Genomic DNA, 16,436 nt, shown 5'->3' with positions numbered 1-16,436 from the left:
TTTCTCTTAGGTGTCGAGGGTTTCGGGTAATGCAGGCTGTGTCAATCGGATTGAGTCAGCGCTTGTTCGTACCGGTGACAGGTCTCCGGACGGCAAGTGAGTGAGTTCGTCGATGACGATCTCGCGATGGAAGCCGTCCCCGTCCGGGACGGCGAACCGGTGGTAGGCGATGAGCCACTCGTCCGTGCCGGGTACACGGAGGATGGAGTGGTGGCCGGTGGCGAAGATCCCGTCGGCCGGCGACTGCTCGAGCAGCACGCCTCGTTCGGTCCAGGGACCGAAGGGGCTCTCCCCCGTCGCCCAGCGGACGCGGTATGCCGGGTCGCGGGTGTCGTTCTCGGACCAGGTCAGATAGTAGAGGTCGCCCCGGCGGTGGATGTGGGCGGCCTCCCGGAACGTGGGGTGCTCCCAGGCCGTCACCGAATCCAGGTCGATGGACACCATGTCGTCGCCGAGGCGGGCGATGTGGGCGACGGTGTTGCCCCAGATGAGGTACGACGTCCCGTCGTCATCGACGAACACCGCCGGGTCGATCGCACGACCGGCGAACTGCCCGCGCGAGACGATCGGCGCGCCCGAGTCGATGAACGGGCCGGTCGGCGACGTCGCCACGGCGACGCCGATGTTGTCGTCGGCGGTGAAGTAGAAGTAGTAGAGACCGTTGCGGTATGCCGCGGCCGGCGCCCAGGCGTTCCGGTCGGCCCAGGGGACATCGCGGCCGAGCCGGAGCACCTCCCCCAGATCCGTCCACTCTCGCAGGTCGCGCGATCCGAGGACCCGGAAGTTGTCCGAGTCCCAGTTCTCGTTGCCGTCGGTCGTCGGATAGAGGTAGAAGCTGTCTCCGAAGGCGACCAGCGCGGGGTCGGCGAAGAAGGGCCCCGTCTGTGGCGTCGAGCGGTTCACGTCGTTGTCTCCATTCGTCTTCGCAGTATTCGCGGAGGCTGATCTGTATCGATACATGATCGATGGAATGTATCGTTACACACCGCCGCGGGATTTGCAACCCGCCGCGCAGTTCGCCGGCGAAGGGATCGTGGGCCCCCTCGGCGGATCAAGCGCGCGCTAGCAGGTGCTGGGGCGAGCGTTCGGCGGGATGACCGTGGCGGAGATGGCAAAAGAGATCGGCCATGCGCGGCAGAGCACCCAACGCGTGGCGAATGCCATCGTCGCGGACTGACTCGCAGAATATCGCCCGCACCCCACCGATCGGCGAACACAGGTGGTGCACCTGACAGCTCGGGGCCGAGCCCTGTTCGAGCAGATCTCGGAAGGGAGCCCCAGTGGCCGGAAGGCGCGCTTGAGAACCTCCCCTCGACCCAGTCGTGCTCTACCACGCTCCCCTCGCGGTAGCGCAGCGCTTCGCTCAAGCCACTCCCCAGGAAGCCCGGCTCGGGCTGCAAACGTGGATCGACTGGGCCACCGAACTCGGGCCGGCGCTCGTCGACCCCGGGCAGCCTCCCGGGCAGTCCCGGAAAGTCACAGCCGAAGGAATGTCTCAGGGCGACACCGACGTGATCGGCATGTCGATCATCGAGGCCCCCTCGATGGACTCGGCCCTGGAAATGGTCGAGATCCACCACTACCTCCGCTGGGCAGAGGGGGGATCGCGAACACAAAGCGTCGTCAGGCGAAGGTGTTGAGACCGTTTCGATCTGCCGCGTCCGTCGCCCAGGCGTTCCGGTCGGCCCACGGAATGTCGCGGCCGAGTCGTAGAAACGGAGGAATCATCGGGCCATCAGGGACTGAACGTCCTCCGTTTCCCGCTTACGCGCCGCAGCATCCCGCTCCATCCCTCCCTTTTGTGCGTGGCGCGGTCCGCGGACGTCAGCGCCGGAAACGGAGGACATCCGGCTCGACGCGCCACCGTCGGTCGGGAAACGGAGGAAGGTTGCGACATCCATTCGCCCAAAATCCTCCGTTTCGAGCGCGCGAGCGGGAGGGGAGCGGGAGACGGCCGGGAGGGGAGCGGGAGGGGAGCGGAGACGGCCGGGCCTGGTTGCCCGTGCCCGATCACCGTCGCGTCGCCCAGGTGGGCACCGGGCGATGCCTCCGCCGGCGCACAATCACGGACGAGCCCTCAGAGGTCATCGCCGCCAGGTGCGCGGTGAACGCCGCGACCCACCGCTCCACATCGTCCTCCGTCGGACGGCGACGCACGCCGGCCATCGTCGACGCAACCACCAATGCCTCACCATGCGCCCGACGTCGCGCCGCAAGATAGTCCACCGAAGTCATCACGTCTAAGAGATGGCTTCCGGGCGGAATCATGACGCCAATTGCCAACAACTTGTTCGTCGGCTGGCGCCCCGGGGGTCAGTCCCGTTCCACGCGAAGGCCGAAACGCCCGAGTTCGATGGTCGCGGTCGCCTGGATGCGGTGCCGATCGCCGGCGGCGACCGTCGAAACAGTGCCGTCGTCGCCAACGACGACCACGCCGTTGGTGGAGTGCAGGTCGACGACGACGAGGTCGGCGCCGTCGACGAAGAGCACGGCGTGCGTCTTCGACACGGACCGTTCGGGATCGTCGAGGGGCAGTTCTGCGGCGGCCTGCCACTCACCGGTCGCCTGAGGTTTGCGGCCCAGAACGACGCTCGGCGGCACCGTCAACTGCGAACCGTCCGCGAGGATCAGCCGCCACCTTCCCACCTCAAGAGACGCGCCGATGTCGGCGGGCACGTCGACGACGGGAGTCTCGGCCGTCGCCGGAGCAGGCGTCGCCGGCGCAGGCGCCGCCGGAGCAGGTGCCGCCGGCGCCGGTGCCGCCGGTGCCGCCTGCCCTGGAGCTGTCGGCACGAAGACGGGAAGGCTCGGCCGCGGTGGGGCCGTCCGACGGGTGTCCGGAACGGTCTCGGGCGCCGCAGGGATCAGCCCGGGCGGCGGGACGATGAAGCCTGGCTTGTCCACGGCTCAACTATAGGTCGGCGCCCGAAACCACGAGAACGGGATCGGGTGCGGACCGTTTCGCGGCCACTCGCCGCGACGGCTCACGCCTGCTCCGGTGGAACCGGAACGCGGCGAGCCTGCGTCGCAGCCGGCCCGCACGCGAGGCGACCTCGCCGACGATCGAATCGGTGTGCTCCCATGCTTCGGCGACCTGCTCGTCGGCGACTGCGGACCCGGAGAACACGGCCGCGTCGATGAGGCGTGCGGCCGCGTCGACCTGGCCCGGCGGACAGTCGAGGCCCTGCGCTCGGATCTGCCGTTCGACGTCCGTCGCCGCCTGAAGGCGGGTCGACCGGGCAGGCGTGTGGAACCCGAGTTCGGCGAGGCGATCGACGAGCTCGCTCCACGCACCCGCTGCCCGGCGATCCGGAGGCCCGGCGGTCTCCCGTCGTCGCCGGCGGCGCTGTTTGAGCCAGGCCACCGCGGCGAGGGGCACGATATACAGCAGAACGGGCACGCCGATCACCCAGCCGAGGAGGTACACCCATCCCGGTAACGAGAACTGCTTCTTGTCGGTGGGGTCGTCGTTCTTGGTCTTCACCGGCGTGAGCAGCGCATCCGACTGCGAATTCGAGTTCGGCGGCTGCCGCACCTGCGGCTGCGGCTCCAGTTTCGGCTTCGTCGTCTGGTCCTGGGGCGCGTCGGTCTTGGTGGGCGTGGGGAAGAACGGCACCCAGCCGACTCCGTCGAACGCCACTTCCGCCCAGGCGGTGACGTCGCCGCCGACGACCGTGGTCCGTCCGCCGGTCACCGTGGGTTTGAATCCCATCACCACGCGGCTCGGGTACCCGAGGTGCCGCGCCATCAGGGCGAACGCCGACGCGTACTGCTCCTCGTCGCCCACCATGGGCCGTCGGGAGAAGAGCTCGGCCATCCGGTCGGCGCCCTCGCCGGCACGGGACGGCACCGGATCGGAGGCGCGGCCGTGGCTGAGGTAGCCGAGCGTCTTGAGCGAACGTTCGATGTTGCGCAGCTTCTGGATCGCCGTGGTGGCGGAGCCCGCGTACTCCTGCGCCTTCGCGGCCACCACATCCGGGATGTTCGTCACCGGCGGCATCTGGATGCGCGCGGGCGGCACCTTCTGCAGCGCCTTCTCGCTGGGAATCCTCTGCGACGTCACGTCGAGCGCGTAGCTGAGGCCTCGCCGGACGCCCGTGGTCACGGCGGAGGTGCCCGTCATCGCGTTCACGCGCACCATCGTGGTCGGGTCGGCACCGCTGTGGGCGGTGAAGGCGAGCCGATCGACGTACCCGGGCGCAGGCAGCCAGACGTCGTCGTAGCCGTCGATGCTCACCCGGACGGTCGAATGGGCGCCCGGCGTGAAGATGTACGGCGCGGGGATACGCTGCCCCAGCAGCTCGAAGCTCCCCGATCCCGCGGTCTGGTCGCGCGGTCCGGTGACGTTCCAGACGACGCCGTCGTAGCTGTCCATGGTCGCGAGCCGGATGAGCTGCCCGTCCTGCAGCCCGGTCACCGTGAACAGGTCCGTCTTCTCGAGCTTCTTCGTGTAGGTGCGGAATCCCGCCAGTGGGCTGGGGTATTCGAGCGGCTCGAACGGTGGCGTGACCTCCTGACGCAGAACGTAGCGCGAGGCGACGGCCGGCGTCATGATGCCACCCAGCACAGCGCCGACGACCACCGCGCTGAGGACGATCACGGCCGTGCCGACGACCTTGCGTCGTCGAGCGCTCGGGTCGACCGCCGCCACTCCCTCGCCGGCGCGGCCGCGTCGCCGCCAGCCCAGCCAGAGCAGCGCGATCGCGGCGAACGCCACACCACGGATTCCTGCGAAGAACGCATCCTCGGTCCCGATCAGGATCGCAGCGAGGAACAGCGCGAGCGGCCCGACGAGCAGCACGCCGGCCCGCGGCGCTGTGCGGGGGCGCCGAGGAAGCCAGCGCAGAGCCAGAGTGATCGTGACGAGGGCGACGACCCACGACGCGACGAAGGGGACGACCGCGACGTACGGAGGCTGCTGGACTGGCGCGCGCAGGGTGATCGCGTCCGACCAGCCGAAGACCGCACCCACGACCAGGGAGGTGAGGCTGTCGACCGACGGGAGGACCACGCCGATCCCTTGCGCGGGAACGGCCGCCGGCGTTCCGAGCAGGAAGTACGCGGCGATGGCGACGGCCACGGTCTGCAGCACGCTCCACCGGCGAACGGCGCCGAGGACGGCGGCACCGCCTCCGACCAGCAGCCCGCCGACCGCGGCGACCAGAAACCAGTACTGCCCGAACGCCGGCTCGAATCCGAACACGGCCAGGAGGCAGAGCACCGCGATGACCACGAGATCGCCCCAGGACGACGCCGGCAGGACGCCAGGCGCCTGCGACGTCTTCCGTACCTGCGCGCTCATCGGCCCACCCGATCGAGGAGCCCGGCGATGTCGCCCAACCGGCCGACGGTCATGACCATCACGTCGCCCACCTTCGCCAGACGGGGATCGGCGCCGTCCTCCACCCGCACGGCGAGCGTCGTCGTATCCGGCCCGTACAGGGTGGAGACGGACCGGATCGCACCGAGCTCGGCCAGCGAGCCGACGACCAGGATCACCAGGCTCGGCGTCCCCACCCGGCGGCCGGCACTGCGTGCGAACTCCCGGAGGGTGGGATGGATGGTCTGGCTGGGCTCGATCCGGCAGCAGTCGTCCAGAAGGGCGGTGGGGGTGCGGGTGCGAAGGGTGCCTCCGTCCCAGGCCACGTCGATGTCGGTCTGCTCCCGGATGACCTGCACACCGATCGACGCCATGACGGAGACGCCCAATTCGAACTCGTCGTCTCCGGCGTAGTGCGCGGACTCCGTGCTCTGCAGCAGCAGCAGCTGCGAGCGTCGCGTCTCTTGGAACTGCCGCACCATCAGCTGGCCGGTTCGCGCCGACGTGCGCCAATGGACGTTGCGGATGTCGTCGCCGGACTCGTAGGGCCGCAGCGCGTGGAACGCGAGATCGCTGTCGGTGATCGTCGCGGTGGTCTGGCCTTCCAGATCGCGGACGAGACCGCGGGCGGTCGCGGCGAGCCGCGCGGTCTTCGGATGCACGAACAAGTCGACGCGATCGGTCCAGGCCACGCTCCGCCGCAGCAGGCCGAGCTGGTCGCCGCGCACGGAGATCGCCGGCCCCGCGACGATCAGCGCCCGCCGGTTCGTCGGAATGGCGAAGAGCTCTTCGTGCTCGGCCGATGGTGTCAGCCGCGGGATCAGGAACTCGGCGACACCCGAGCCGACCGGGAGCTCCATCCGGGTCGGCCAGAGAGGCCGCGCTCCCGAGTTGGTCACGGCCAGCCGGCCCATCGCCCGCGCGCCGGCGACGACCCGGCGCGGCTCCAGCTCCACCGTGACCGCATAGGTGGCGCGGCCGATCACGAACCCGGCGGCGATCGCCAACGCGGCGAGCAGGGTCGCTCCGACGAAGCCGAACTCGGCCCAGCCCAGCAGAGACCACAGCGCGAGCGAGACCAGAGCCGAACCGGCGACCAGCCATCCCAGCGCCGTGATCGGCCGGACCACCGGTGCCATGAACCGTCCGGCTCCCGATCCTGCCCTCCGCGCGGCGGCCCAAAGCCCTCCCGCCAGGGCCGCCCCCGAACGTCGCGACTCGGCGAGCACGAAGCGCAGCGGGGAGCTCTTCGCAGACGAAGCGGCCGGCATCGTCACGCGGCCCGGTACGCGGGCGGATCCACCTCGGCGATGGACCGCACGACGATGTCCTCCGCGCTCACCCCGGCGAACTCCGACTCCGGGTCGACGATGACGCGGTGGGCGAGCACGGGTACGGCGAGCTCCCGGATATCGTCGGGCGTCACATAGGTGCGGCCTGCCGCGAGCGCCCACGTCTTCGCGGCGCGCGCCAGGGCGAGGGCGCCGCGGATGCTGACGCCGAGCGCGGAGTCCTTGTCGGCGCGGGTGGCCGTCACGATCTCGCTCAGGTATCCCATGACAGCCGGGTCGACGTACACCTCGGACGCCAGCTGCGACATGGTGACGATCGACTCCGAGGCGATGATGGGCTGGATGGACGAGGCACGCGCCCGGTTCGAGGAGTCGAGCAGCAGGCTGACCGTCGTCGCATGGTCGGGGTACCCGAGCGCCGTCTTGATCAGGAAACGGTCGAGCTGCGCCTCCGGCAACGCGTAGGTGCCCGCCTGTTCGATCGGGTTCTGGGTCGCGATGACCAGGAAGGGCGCACCGACGGGATGGCCGACACCGTCGATCGTGACCACTCCCTCCTCCATCACCTCGAGCAGCGCGCTCTGGGTCTTGGGGCTGGCCCGGTTGATCTCGTCCGCGAGCACCACCGAAGCGAAGATCGGTCCGCGGTGGAACTCGAAGCGTCCGTTGCTCTGGTCGTAGATCGAGACGCCGGTGACATCGGAGGGCAGCAGGTCGGGGGTGAACTGGATGCGCGACTGGGTGCCGTCGACCGTGTTGGCGAGCGCCTTGGCGAGCACCGTCTTGCCGGTGCCCGGCACATCCTCCAGGAGCACGTGCCCGTTCGAGAGCATGGCGGCCACGACGAGACGGATCGCCTCCTCCTTGCCGAGGATCGCCCTGTCGATGTTGGCGACGAGCTGCCGGAACGCGTCGGCGAACCAGTCGGCCTGCTCTTGAGTCACTGCCATGTTGTCTCTCCCGATGCTGACGTACGTGAGCTAGTAATGGTTGCTGGTGACCGGCAACGTATCCCAGTTGTTCGTGGTGCCGGTGAAGGTCTTGGGGCCGCTGAACCGCATCTGGATGGTGTCGCCGTTGCGCTTTCCGAGCCAGGCGTCCAGGCAGACCGTTCCCGAGTTGCTGATGGACACCGTCCGGCTGGTGCCGTTCGCCCAGGTGGAGGACCCGTTGAGGAGCCCGGTGACCGTGTACGTTCCGGCGGGCGCGTTGGCGTAGCTCCCGCACAGGTAGTGCATCCCCTGGACCGGCGCACCCTTGACCACCGCCGCGGACGGCGACGGCTGAGGCGGATCGGTGATGGTGCGACTGGCGGAGTTCGCTTGAGGTCCGGTCTGGCCACTGCCGCGGTTGACCGCGCGAACCCAGAAACTGTAGGTTCCCGCTCCGCGCTGGCCGGTCGTCACGGTGGTTCTGCTGCCGACGTTCGTCCAGGGTGAGCCGTCGAAGGTGTACTCGTAGTCCACCGCTCCACCGCCGGTCGCCTGTCCCGTCAGCGCGTCCCAGCTCAGGGTGAACGTGGACGGGGCGTAGGTGCTGTTGTTCGCTATCGTGAGGCCGGTGGGTCTGGCCGGGGTCCCGTACGGGGTGACGGTGTTGCTGACCGGGGATTCCGCGCTCCAGCCGTCGGCGTTCTCGGCCTGCACCACGAACGAATAGCCGGTGCCGTTGGTCAGCCCTGAGAGCTGGTGCTTTCCCGCACTCGTGAAGGTCCACGGGCCTCCACCGCCGCTCTTGGCCGTGACCTTGTACTGGGTGATCGCCTTCCCATTGTTCGCCGGCGGGGAGAACGACACCTTGACCGAGGAGTCGGACGTGTCCGATTGGAGCGCCCCCGGCGCCGCCATCGTGGCCGGCACATCATGGATCGTGACCTGGTACTGGCCGATCGTGCTCGCGGTACGGTTCGGGTCCTTCGTGGCGTCCTGCAGGTGGTACACCACGTTGACCGACCCGATCGATGCGCCGGAGGTGGCCGTCACCGTGATCGAGTTCGCCGTGTGGCCGACGGTGACGCCGGCCGGTGCGCTCGACGCCTTCGCATCGGTGATGACGAGGGGCGTTCCCGGGAACGGGTTGACCCAGTACTGGTCTCCGGAGGCGCCGGCGAGCGTGTAGCTCATGCCACGTTTGAGGTCGGAGGTCTGCGGGGGGTTCTTCTGGGTCGCCAGCGGCCGGCTCGAACTGACGACCTTCACGTTGACGGAGCCCGGGATCGAGAGCGCGCCCGAGGTGACGGTGAAGCGGATGACGGTCGAGGTGCCCGGCAGCGCGCCGAGCGGTGCCGCGACAGATAGCGTCGATCCGCTCGGTGTGGCGGTGATGGCCGAGGTCGAGCCGCTGAAGCCGGAGTAGGTGAGCCTGTTCAGAACGGCCGGGTTGGGGTGGTAGCTCGATGCCCGGAGGTCGACCGTGACCGGGGCCTCTCCCGGCTGAACCGTCACGTTCGGCGGGGTGAACGTAGGCGGCACGTCCGCCTGGTCGGGATCGCCGACGGTGATCGGCAATACGAGCGCGGTCACCCTGTCCTTGCTCTGTCCGGGATCGCGGCCGTCGTTCACCTCGAACGTGACCGACGCCGGTCCGCGGTAACCCGCTTTCGGGGCGAACTGGATGGTGTGGCTGTCGACATACCCGGGGACGGAGGCGTTCGTCGCGGTGACTCCGGCGGCTCCGGTGATCTTGATCGGCCGGCCTGACGGGACGTCCACGATGTCGGAGAGATTCCAGGACTTCGTCGCGCCCGTCGCGACGATCTGCTCCGGCAGGGCGTTCTTGAGGTGCGGCGGCGCCGAGGCGTCGCCCTTCGGCGGCACCACGATGAAGGCCTCGCCCGCCAAGCCCGTCGAAGGGTCGGTGAGCGTGTAGGAGATCGCCATCCGCGCGCTTCCCGGCCGCACCGTGACCGTCCCGTCGGATCCGACCGTCGCCGCATCGGCGTGCGGGCCGGCGAGCCCGATCTTCAGGTCCGTCGCCACGCCCGACGGATTCACCGCGCCATCGAGTACCGCGACCTTCACCTCCGACTTTCCCGCGACGGCGAACGGCTCCACGACCTGGTCGACCGCGGTGGGATAGACCGGCTTGGCGTCGGGGGTCACGATGACCTGGATGTACGCGGTCGCGACACCGCCCTGGCCGTTGCCGATCTGATAGCGCACGAGGTACGCGCCCTGCCGGCCGGGAGCGTCCACGAGCACCAGCTGCCCGGCGACCCGCGCCTTCAGCGGCGCCTCGACGCTCACGAGCTTCTTCGCCAGCGCGATGGTGTAGCCGTTCGGATCGGAGTCGTTCGCGAGCACCGGGACCGAGGCGACCTTTCCGGGCTTCACCTCGACGGTATCGTTGACCGCGATGGGCGGCTGAACCGCATCCGGCCGCTTGACGACGCCGATGCGAACCGTGCCGGTCGCCGTCTTGCCGTAGGTGTCGACGACTTTGTACGTGAACGAGTCGGTCCCGGCCGAACCCGGATAGGCGTCGTAGGTGAAGGAGGTACTGCTCGTCGCCGAGATGCGCCCGAGCGTCGGCTGCGTGGCGATGCCGGCCAGGCTCACCGAATCGCCGTCAGGGTCGATTCCGTCCAGCGGGACGTCGATGGTCACGAAGGACCCGGCGAACGCGCGCCCGGTGAGCGCTTGCGGCTCCGGAGCCCGGTCGTTGGCGCCGCCCCTCGCGAGCACGACGAACGTGACCGTCGCGGTCGAGGTCTGTTTGAACTTGTCGGTGATGCCGTAGGTGACCGAGTACTGGCCGGGCTGGTCGGGCGCCTGGTAGCGCACGTTCTTGCCGCTCACGAATGCGGCCGCTCCGTTGCCCATGTCGGCCGACTTCACCAGCGCCGGATCGAGCGTGAACGGCTCCTTGTCGGGCGAGTAGTCGTTCGCGAGCACGGGCACTGTCGCGATGTCGCCGGCGCGGACGGTGGCCACGTCGTCGACGGCGATCGGCGGCTGGTGCACCACGAGCGGCGGGATGGGCACGACCGTGATGCCCGCCGAGGCCGTGTGGTAGCCGTCGGAGACGGTGTAGCTGAGTTGCGCCTGCGCCGGGAGGACGGTGGGCGACGTGATCCGCACGATCGAGTTCGCCAGGACTTCGATGTTGAGACCGCTGGCCGGGTCGGCCGGCTTCACCGACTGCAGCACCAGGACGCGGCCGACCGGCGACACGTCGTTGTCGAGCACGGGAACGTCCACCGGTTCGCCGGGCCGCAGATAGGCGACATCCTTCACCGCGATCGGCGGCGCGTCGCCCGCGGCTCCGGACGACACGTCCACCCGGATGAGGCCCTTGGTTGACTTCGCGCCGGCGCCGAGCGTGTAGGTGGCGTAGTACGTCCCCTCGGTGGCGGCGACGAGGCCGACGGTCTGCCGTGTGGCATCGGCCGTGGCGGTGAGTCCGGATCCCGCGTCCGTGGCGATGCCGACCAGCGTGAGCGGATCGCCGGAGGGCGACACGTCGTTGGCGAGGGGTTTGATCGTGACCGGCTGGCCGACGAAGGCCGTCGCCGAGTCCGGCACCGCGATCGGATCGAGGCTGCCGGACGGTTTGACGGTCACCAGGAGGCTCCCCGTCGCGCTCGCCCGGCCGTCCGAGACGGTGAAGGTGACCTCTTTCGAGCCCGTCTGACCCGTGGTGCTCAGGAACGTGATCGTTCCGTCCGGGCTGAACTGCACACTGTCCCCGGAGGTGGAAGCGGCCCCCACCAGGTAGATATCGTCGCCGTCCGGGTCGATCCAGTCGTTCAGGACGTTGTACGAGATCGACTGCCCGAGCTCGACCTGCGTGTTGCTGGTGCGGGTCGAGACGGGCGCCGCATTCAGGTCGATCGGGCGGATCGTGGCGTCCACCTGCGCGGAGGCCGTTCCCCCGCGGCCGTCGCTGATCGAATACCGGAAGGAGATCGTTCCGTTGCTGCCGTCGGCCGGAGTGAACTGGATGGAGCGGTCGCCCTCGACGAGGTCGAGCCGGCCTTGGGCGGGAGGCAGCGTCGGGACATCGGTGATCGTCAGGATGTCGCCATCCGGATCCGAGTCGTTGGCGAGCACGGGAAGCAGCGTCGTGCGCCCCGGCCGCACGCCGAATTGGTCGTTGACCGCGACCGGCGGCCGGTTGTTCGCGGAACGCTGCGCGAGCGTGTCGGCGTAGGACTGCTGCACCGGCTTCTCCTGGCCGGCCGTTCCCTGCACTGTCGTGTCATTGGGTTTCACCTGGGCCCAGTTCTGCACCAGCCGCATGTCGGAGGACACGACCCACGCGTTGCCGTTGCGCAGGTTGTTGAGGGCGATGACTCCGTGGTTCACGCGGAATTCGAGCGCGTCACCTGTCACCGACTGGTCGATCTGCACCGAGACCGGCTTCCGCCCGTCGCAGGCATACAGGTAGCGGCCGGTCGAGGACCAGGCGCCGTACGAACAGGTTCCCAGCCGGACCGGCGCCGACACGTCGGACGAAGAATCCTGCGCGCCCTTCGCCCCGCTCGCCTGCTCCGTGACGTCGCCGCCGGCCAGCGGCACCGTCATCAGACCGTCCGCACCGGCGACCACGACCGACGAGCCCCCGTCGCTCGGCTGCTGGAGGCGCACCCCCTTCGCCGGAAGCGCAAACCTCGAGCCGTCCGCCTTCACGATGTCGTTCGCCTTGGTGTCCAGCACGACCGGCTGGTCTCCGACCGCGGTGAGCTGAAACGCCTCCAGAGCAGGGAACGACGACTTCGCCGGGGCCGCTCCCGGGTGGTCGACGGTGTAGAGAGCCTTCTTCTCCGGCGAGACGGCGAACGTCGTGCCGGATTTGCTCACCGCGATCCTCGCGCCCGTGCCGAGCGCCGCTGTCGGCTTGGTCTTCGTCTTGTCGAAGTCGAGGCGGCCGGCCGCATCCAGAACCCAGAGTCTTCCATCGGGCGAGAGGACGCTGAGGGTGTTCGCACCGTAACCGAACTGGGAGTTCTCCGGCACCTGGATCTTGTCGACCAGCGACACGAAGGCCGGGTCGATGCGATTCACCGTGCCCTGGGCCGGGTCGGTCAGAAAATAGGCGCCGCCGTCCTGCAGCACGTCGAGCTTCGGCGACGAGCCCGCCACAGCCGCGTCCAGTTCGTCGATCTGATGGTTGAGGCGACCGCCGAGCAGCTTCTCGCCGTTGGTCACCCAGACGTCACGTGTGTCGAGGTTGACGGCGCTGACCGGGAACCCCTTGTGCAGCACGGCGATCGTCAGGGGGATTCCGGCGATCAACGCGATGGCAGCGATGGAGGCGACGGTCTTGCGGCCCTGCACCCAGGACGAAACCCCACCCACGTCTCAGAACCCCCGCTGAACCTGAACAGGCGAATACCGCCACGAACTCCCCCACGCTAACATGCGAGGTCTTTGGGGTCACGCTTCGGTGGAGGCCGCGGGCGCCGCATCCAGCAGGGGAAGGTCCTCCGCAGAGACCAGATGCGTGGCCACCGCGTACTCGACCAGGCGGCCGCGTCGATTGGTCGCGAGCTTCCCGCGGCCACCGCGCAGCCCGGCCACGCCGATCTTGTCCAGCTTGTCGCAGACGTTGTCGAGCTTGCGATTGAACGTCGTCATGCTCCAGCCCAGTCGCGCCGCGGCCTCGGCCGACGTCGGAATGGTCCCCCTTCCGGGCACCGACTGCGTGAGCACGTGCTCGGCGAGAGCGACGATGAGCTGACGCTGACTGGTCGTGAGACTCACGGGGAGGATCGTGGTCGACCCGGCCGACGCGTTCAGCGGAAGCGAGGTGTTGAAGAAGTCCTCCTCGCTGCGGATCGTGAAGTCGTACGTCGTGGAGCCCGCGCTGAAGATCACGTACATGGTCTGGAAGACGATCGGGAGCTTCGCTCCGGGAGCGAGCCACGCCTGCACCGTCCCGGTCGCGTCGGTCACCGTCGCAGTCAGCAGCGTGCCGACGTTCGCCAGCCACCACATCCCGAAGTCGCTGTAGATGCTGAGGAATCTGCGGTGCAGGTAGGGGTTGTCGTCGATCGTCAAGTCGGATTCGCGTCCGATGCCGAACTCGCGCTCCCCGTCGACGGTGTGGAGCTCGCCGCAGAAGTCGATGGTCAGGGGCCTCACGAGGAACACGCCCTCAGCGGGTTGGCGGACGTTCGTCCGTCGCGGATCACGGTCACGTCGATGCAGACCCGGGCTCCGGGCGTGAGACCGGTGACCGTCGCCTGCGGCCGGGCGGTGACGGCCGGTGGGTCGGTGGTGCCCTCTTGCACCCATTGGTACTGGTCACCGGGCTTCGGTTTCGGGTTCTTCCATACGAAGGCCACGCTCGTTCCGTCGGGCGACGCCTTCGCGGACACCAGCTCGGCGTCGGGCACGACCGACACGTCGATGCTCCCGCCACCGGAGTCGCCTCCACCCGTGGATGCGGCCGGGGCCACCGCCGGCGTCGGCAGCACCGTGGAGATGAGCGCACCGGCACCCACGACGACGGCAAGGACGACGACGCCTGCGACGCCGAGAAGCATGGGCCGACGCGAGCGCGCCGCTGCGGAAGCCGGAGCCGTCAGCGAAGCAGGTTCAGCGGGCGCTTGCACCGCAGCGACGGCCTCCGGCCGCGCGACCGTCCGTTCCTCGTGCGGGGTGGCGTGAAAGACCACCGGCGCCGGGGCCCGCCGCTGGGTGACGTCGAGGTCCTTCGGGGGCAGCGGGGGGACCTCGATGCGTTCCGGCTGCGCTTTCTGCGCCTCCACCGTGACGACCGAGCGCGCGCGGGTCTCATCCTCCGGCTCGTCGTCGGTGCGGGGCTGCGCCGCGACCGCGAGGTGGGGCACATCGATGGCCGTCGGGGCGTAGCCCAGTTCCAGTTCGACGCGCTGCAGCGCCCGAGCGAAGTCGACGGCCGAACCGAACCTGCTCCCGGGATCCGTCGCCATCCCCTTCTGCAACACCGCGACGAGGGTCGGGGGCACGTCGGCCCGATCCAGCCGCGTGATCGCGCCCCGCTCGATGCGTCCGATGAGGTCGAGGCTTCCGTTCGATCGCCCCGGGATCTCGAACGGTGTGCGCCCGGCGAGGAGGGTGTAGATGGTCGCCGCGAGAGAGAACACATCGGAACGGACATCCGGCCGCGGCTCGTCCTCGAACATCTCCGGCGGCGACCACGGAACGCTCAGGCCGACCCCCCGGCTTCCGCTGCTCTCCACCTCGCGCGCCTCGCGCTGGAGCTCCCGGAGCGAGGTCGTATGCACCGGCAACTCCTCCTCGAGCGCCGAGGAGATGCCGAAGTCGGTGAGGGCGGGCCAGCCGTAGTCGTTGGTCAGCACGTTCGCGGGCTTGATGTCGCGGTGCAGGATGCCCACGCTGTGAGCGGTGGCGATGGCACTCGACAGGCGCACGCCGGTGCGCAGCGCATCCTCCACGCTGAAGACTTCCCGCTTGTAGCGGTCCGCCAGGGAGGGGCCTGAGCAGTACTCCATCACGAAGTACGGTCGGTCGTCGGCCGCCACAGCCGCGTGATGGATCGTCACGATGAACGGGTGCGTCGACAGCTGCGCCATCACGTTGGCCTCGGTCACGAACCGCGCGCGCGTCGACTCGTCGAGGTTCTCCGCCAGCAGCACCTTCACCGCGACCTTGCGCCGCGGGAGCTGCTGATCGTAGAGGAACACGTCGGAGAAACCGCCCGAGCCGAGGAGCCGCACGAAGCGATAGCCGGGCAGTTCAGGGGCGACCGACGGGGAGCGCTTCACGACTCAGCGCCCACCGTCATGACGACGCCGTCACCCAGATCGATCGCCGAACCGACGATCAGCGCGGTCGGTTCGCCCCGTCGCAGCTTCTGCGGCTGCGCGCCGGGGTTGACGACGACCGTGCCGTTCCGCGAGTGCAGGTCGGTGACGACGACGGTGTCCCCCTCGACAGCGACCAGCACGTGGCTGCGCGAGATGTCCTGCTCGGCACTCGGGACGACCACCAGACGAGGATGCGCCGACCGGGAGGCCGAATCGGCGCTCGGCGCCCGGCCCACCACGATGGGGACGGCGAGGTCCTCGCGCCGCCCGTCGGCCAGCTCCACGAAATAGCGTGGCGAGGCCTTCATCGGCGGCCGAGGGTCGGCGGCCGGCGGTGCGACGCTGCGACGTCCGCCGAGCTCGCTCGACATGATGGTCAGGCCGTCGTGGTCACCCGGTTCTGCCGACTCGGCCGGTTCGGCGTCGTCGTGGCTCTCCGCGCCGCGCAACAGCGTCACGTCGGGGGTGTCGAGGACAGCGGGGTCGGCGATCGTCGCTTCGGCGAGCTGCGCGGGGGCCTCCGCGGCGAGGACCGGGACAGCCGGGACCGCAGGGACGGCCGGAGTCTGCGAGCGTACCCGCGGCGCCACCACCACCGTGGCATCCTCGAGCGACGCCTCCACCGTGCCGGCTTCGACCGCCCACACTGCTCCCTCGACCAGTGGGAGGGCGCCGACGCCCTCCGCGACGGCACCGACGACCGAGACGCGGAACGAGGTCACGCCGGCGATCGTCGTCTCGAGCCAGGTCGAGACCTGCTCGGCACGCACCTCGCGCAGCCACTCAGCGGTCGTCACCCGCAAGAGGACCGGCCCGCGGAGCACACACCGCACGGTCGACCCGGCATCCCGGTCGACCAACGCGAAGGCCGGCGTCGCCACCAGCCCCTGAGCCGTCAGCCTCTCGATCGTGCGCTCGAAGGCGTCGGCGCCGCGCAGCGTGTCCAGCAGGACGGTCACCGTCTCGGCGGTCGCGGACTCGCCCACTTCAGCGAGCAGCACCCGGTCCTGAACCGCCACGACCACCCATCCCCCGGCGGTCGACTGTCTCACTTCGACCACAACGCTCT

10 protein-coding genes are annotated in these 16,436 nt (G+C 69.3%); 1 reads left to right on the top strand and 9 read right to left on the bottom strand.

All coding sequences use genetic code 11. From position 1 onward, the window contains the following. Positions 1-6: 6 nt before the first annotated feature. A complete protein-coding gene (locus BM287_RS01895; RefSeq protein WP_244527818.1) occupies positions 7-903 on the bottom strand; it encodes a family 43 glycosylhydrolase in 897 nt (298 codons plus the stop codon). Between the two features lie 419 nt (positions 904-1,322). Between BM287_RS01895 and BM287_RS01890 the strand changes: the two genes are divergently transcribed. After that, positions 1,323-1,640: a hypothetical protein gene (locus BM287_RS01890; protein ID WP_090034787.1), complete on the top strand. Its 318-nt coding sequence runs from the start codon at positions 1,323-1,325 to the stop codon at positions 1,638-1,640. 673 nt (positions 1,641-2,313) lie between these two features. Here the strand turns inward: BM287_RS01890 and BM287_RS01885 are convergent. The 8 genes from BM287_RS01885 to BM287_RS01850 all read right to left on the bottom strand — a co-directional run bounded on the left by BM287_RS01885 (position 2,314) and on the right by BM287_RS01850 (position 16,428). After that, positions 2,314-2,904, bottom strand: coding sequence for an FHA domain-containing protein (locus tag BM287_RS01885; RefSeq protein ID WP_175463919.1), 591 nt, complete (start codon positions 2,902-2,904; stop codon positions 2,314-2,316). A gap of 7 nt (positions 2,905-2,911) precedes the next feature. Then, complete coding sequence (locus BM287_RS01880; RefSeq protein WP_090034793.1) at positions 2,912-5,302, bottom strand: transglutaminase TgpA family protein; 2,391 nt, start codon at positions 5,300-5,302, stop codon at positions 2,912-2,914. Then, positions 5,299-6,459 carry a DUF58 domain-containing protein gene (locus tag BM287_RS01875; protein ID WP_244527817.1) on the bottom strand — a complete coding sequence of 387 codons (1,161 nt, stop codon included), beginning with the start codon at positions 6,457-6,459 and terminating at the stop codon, positions 5,299-5,301. The genes BM287_RS01880 and BM287_RS01875 overlap by 4 nt, the downstream gene beginning before the upstream one ends. A 134-nt stretch (positions 6,460-6,593) precedes the next feature. After that, the gene (locus BM287_RS01870; protein ID WP_170857387.1) at positions 6,594-7,562 is read right to left on the bottom strand and encodes an AAA family ATPase; all 969 of its coding nucleotides are present in this window, start codon (positions 7,560-7,562) and stop codon (positions 6,594-6,596) included. Positions 7,563-7,592: 30 nt separating this feature from the next. Further along, a complete protein-coding gene (locus BM287_RS01865; RefSeq protein WP_139230595.1) occupies positions 7,593-12,911 on the bottom strand; it encodes an Ig-like domain-containing protein in 5,319 nt (1,772 codons plus the stop codon). A gap of 78 nt (positions 12,912-12,989) precedes the next feature. After that, entirely contained in the window at positions 12,990-13,697 is a 708-nt protein-coding gene (locus tag BM287_RS01860) for a hypothetical protein (RefSeq protein WP_090035582.1), read from the bottom strand. Then, positions 13,694-15,325, bottom strand: coding sequence for a serine/threonine-protein kinase (locus BM287_RS01855; protein WP_090034803.1), 1,632 nt, complete (start codon positions 15,323-15,325; stop codon positions 13,694-13,696). The genes BM287_RS01860 and BM287_RS01855 overlap by 4 nt, the downstream gene beginning before the upstream one ends. Beyond that, the gene (locus tag BM287_RS01850) at positions 15,322-16,428 is read right to left on the bottom strand and encodes an FHA domain-containing protein (protein ID WP_090034806.1); all 1,107 of its coding nucleotides are present in this window, start codon (positions 16,426-16,428) and stop codon (positions 15,322-15,324) included. Before BM287_RS01850 ends, BM287_RS01855 begins: the two co-directional genes overlap by 4 nt. Positions 16,429-16,436: the final 8 nt, after the last annotated feature.

Source organism: Leifsonia sp. CL147 (genome assembly GCF_900114565.1).
Classification (GTDB): Bacteria; Actinomycetota; Actinomycetes; order Actinomycetales; family Microbacteriaceae; genus Leifsonia.
Note: the sequence above shows the minus strand (reverse complement) of the source record. Positions and strands in the feature narration are given on the sequence as shown.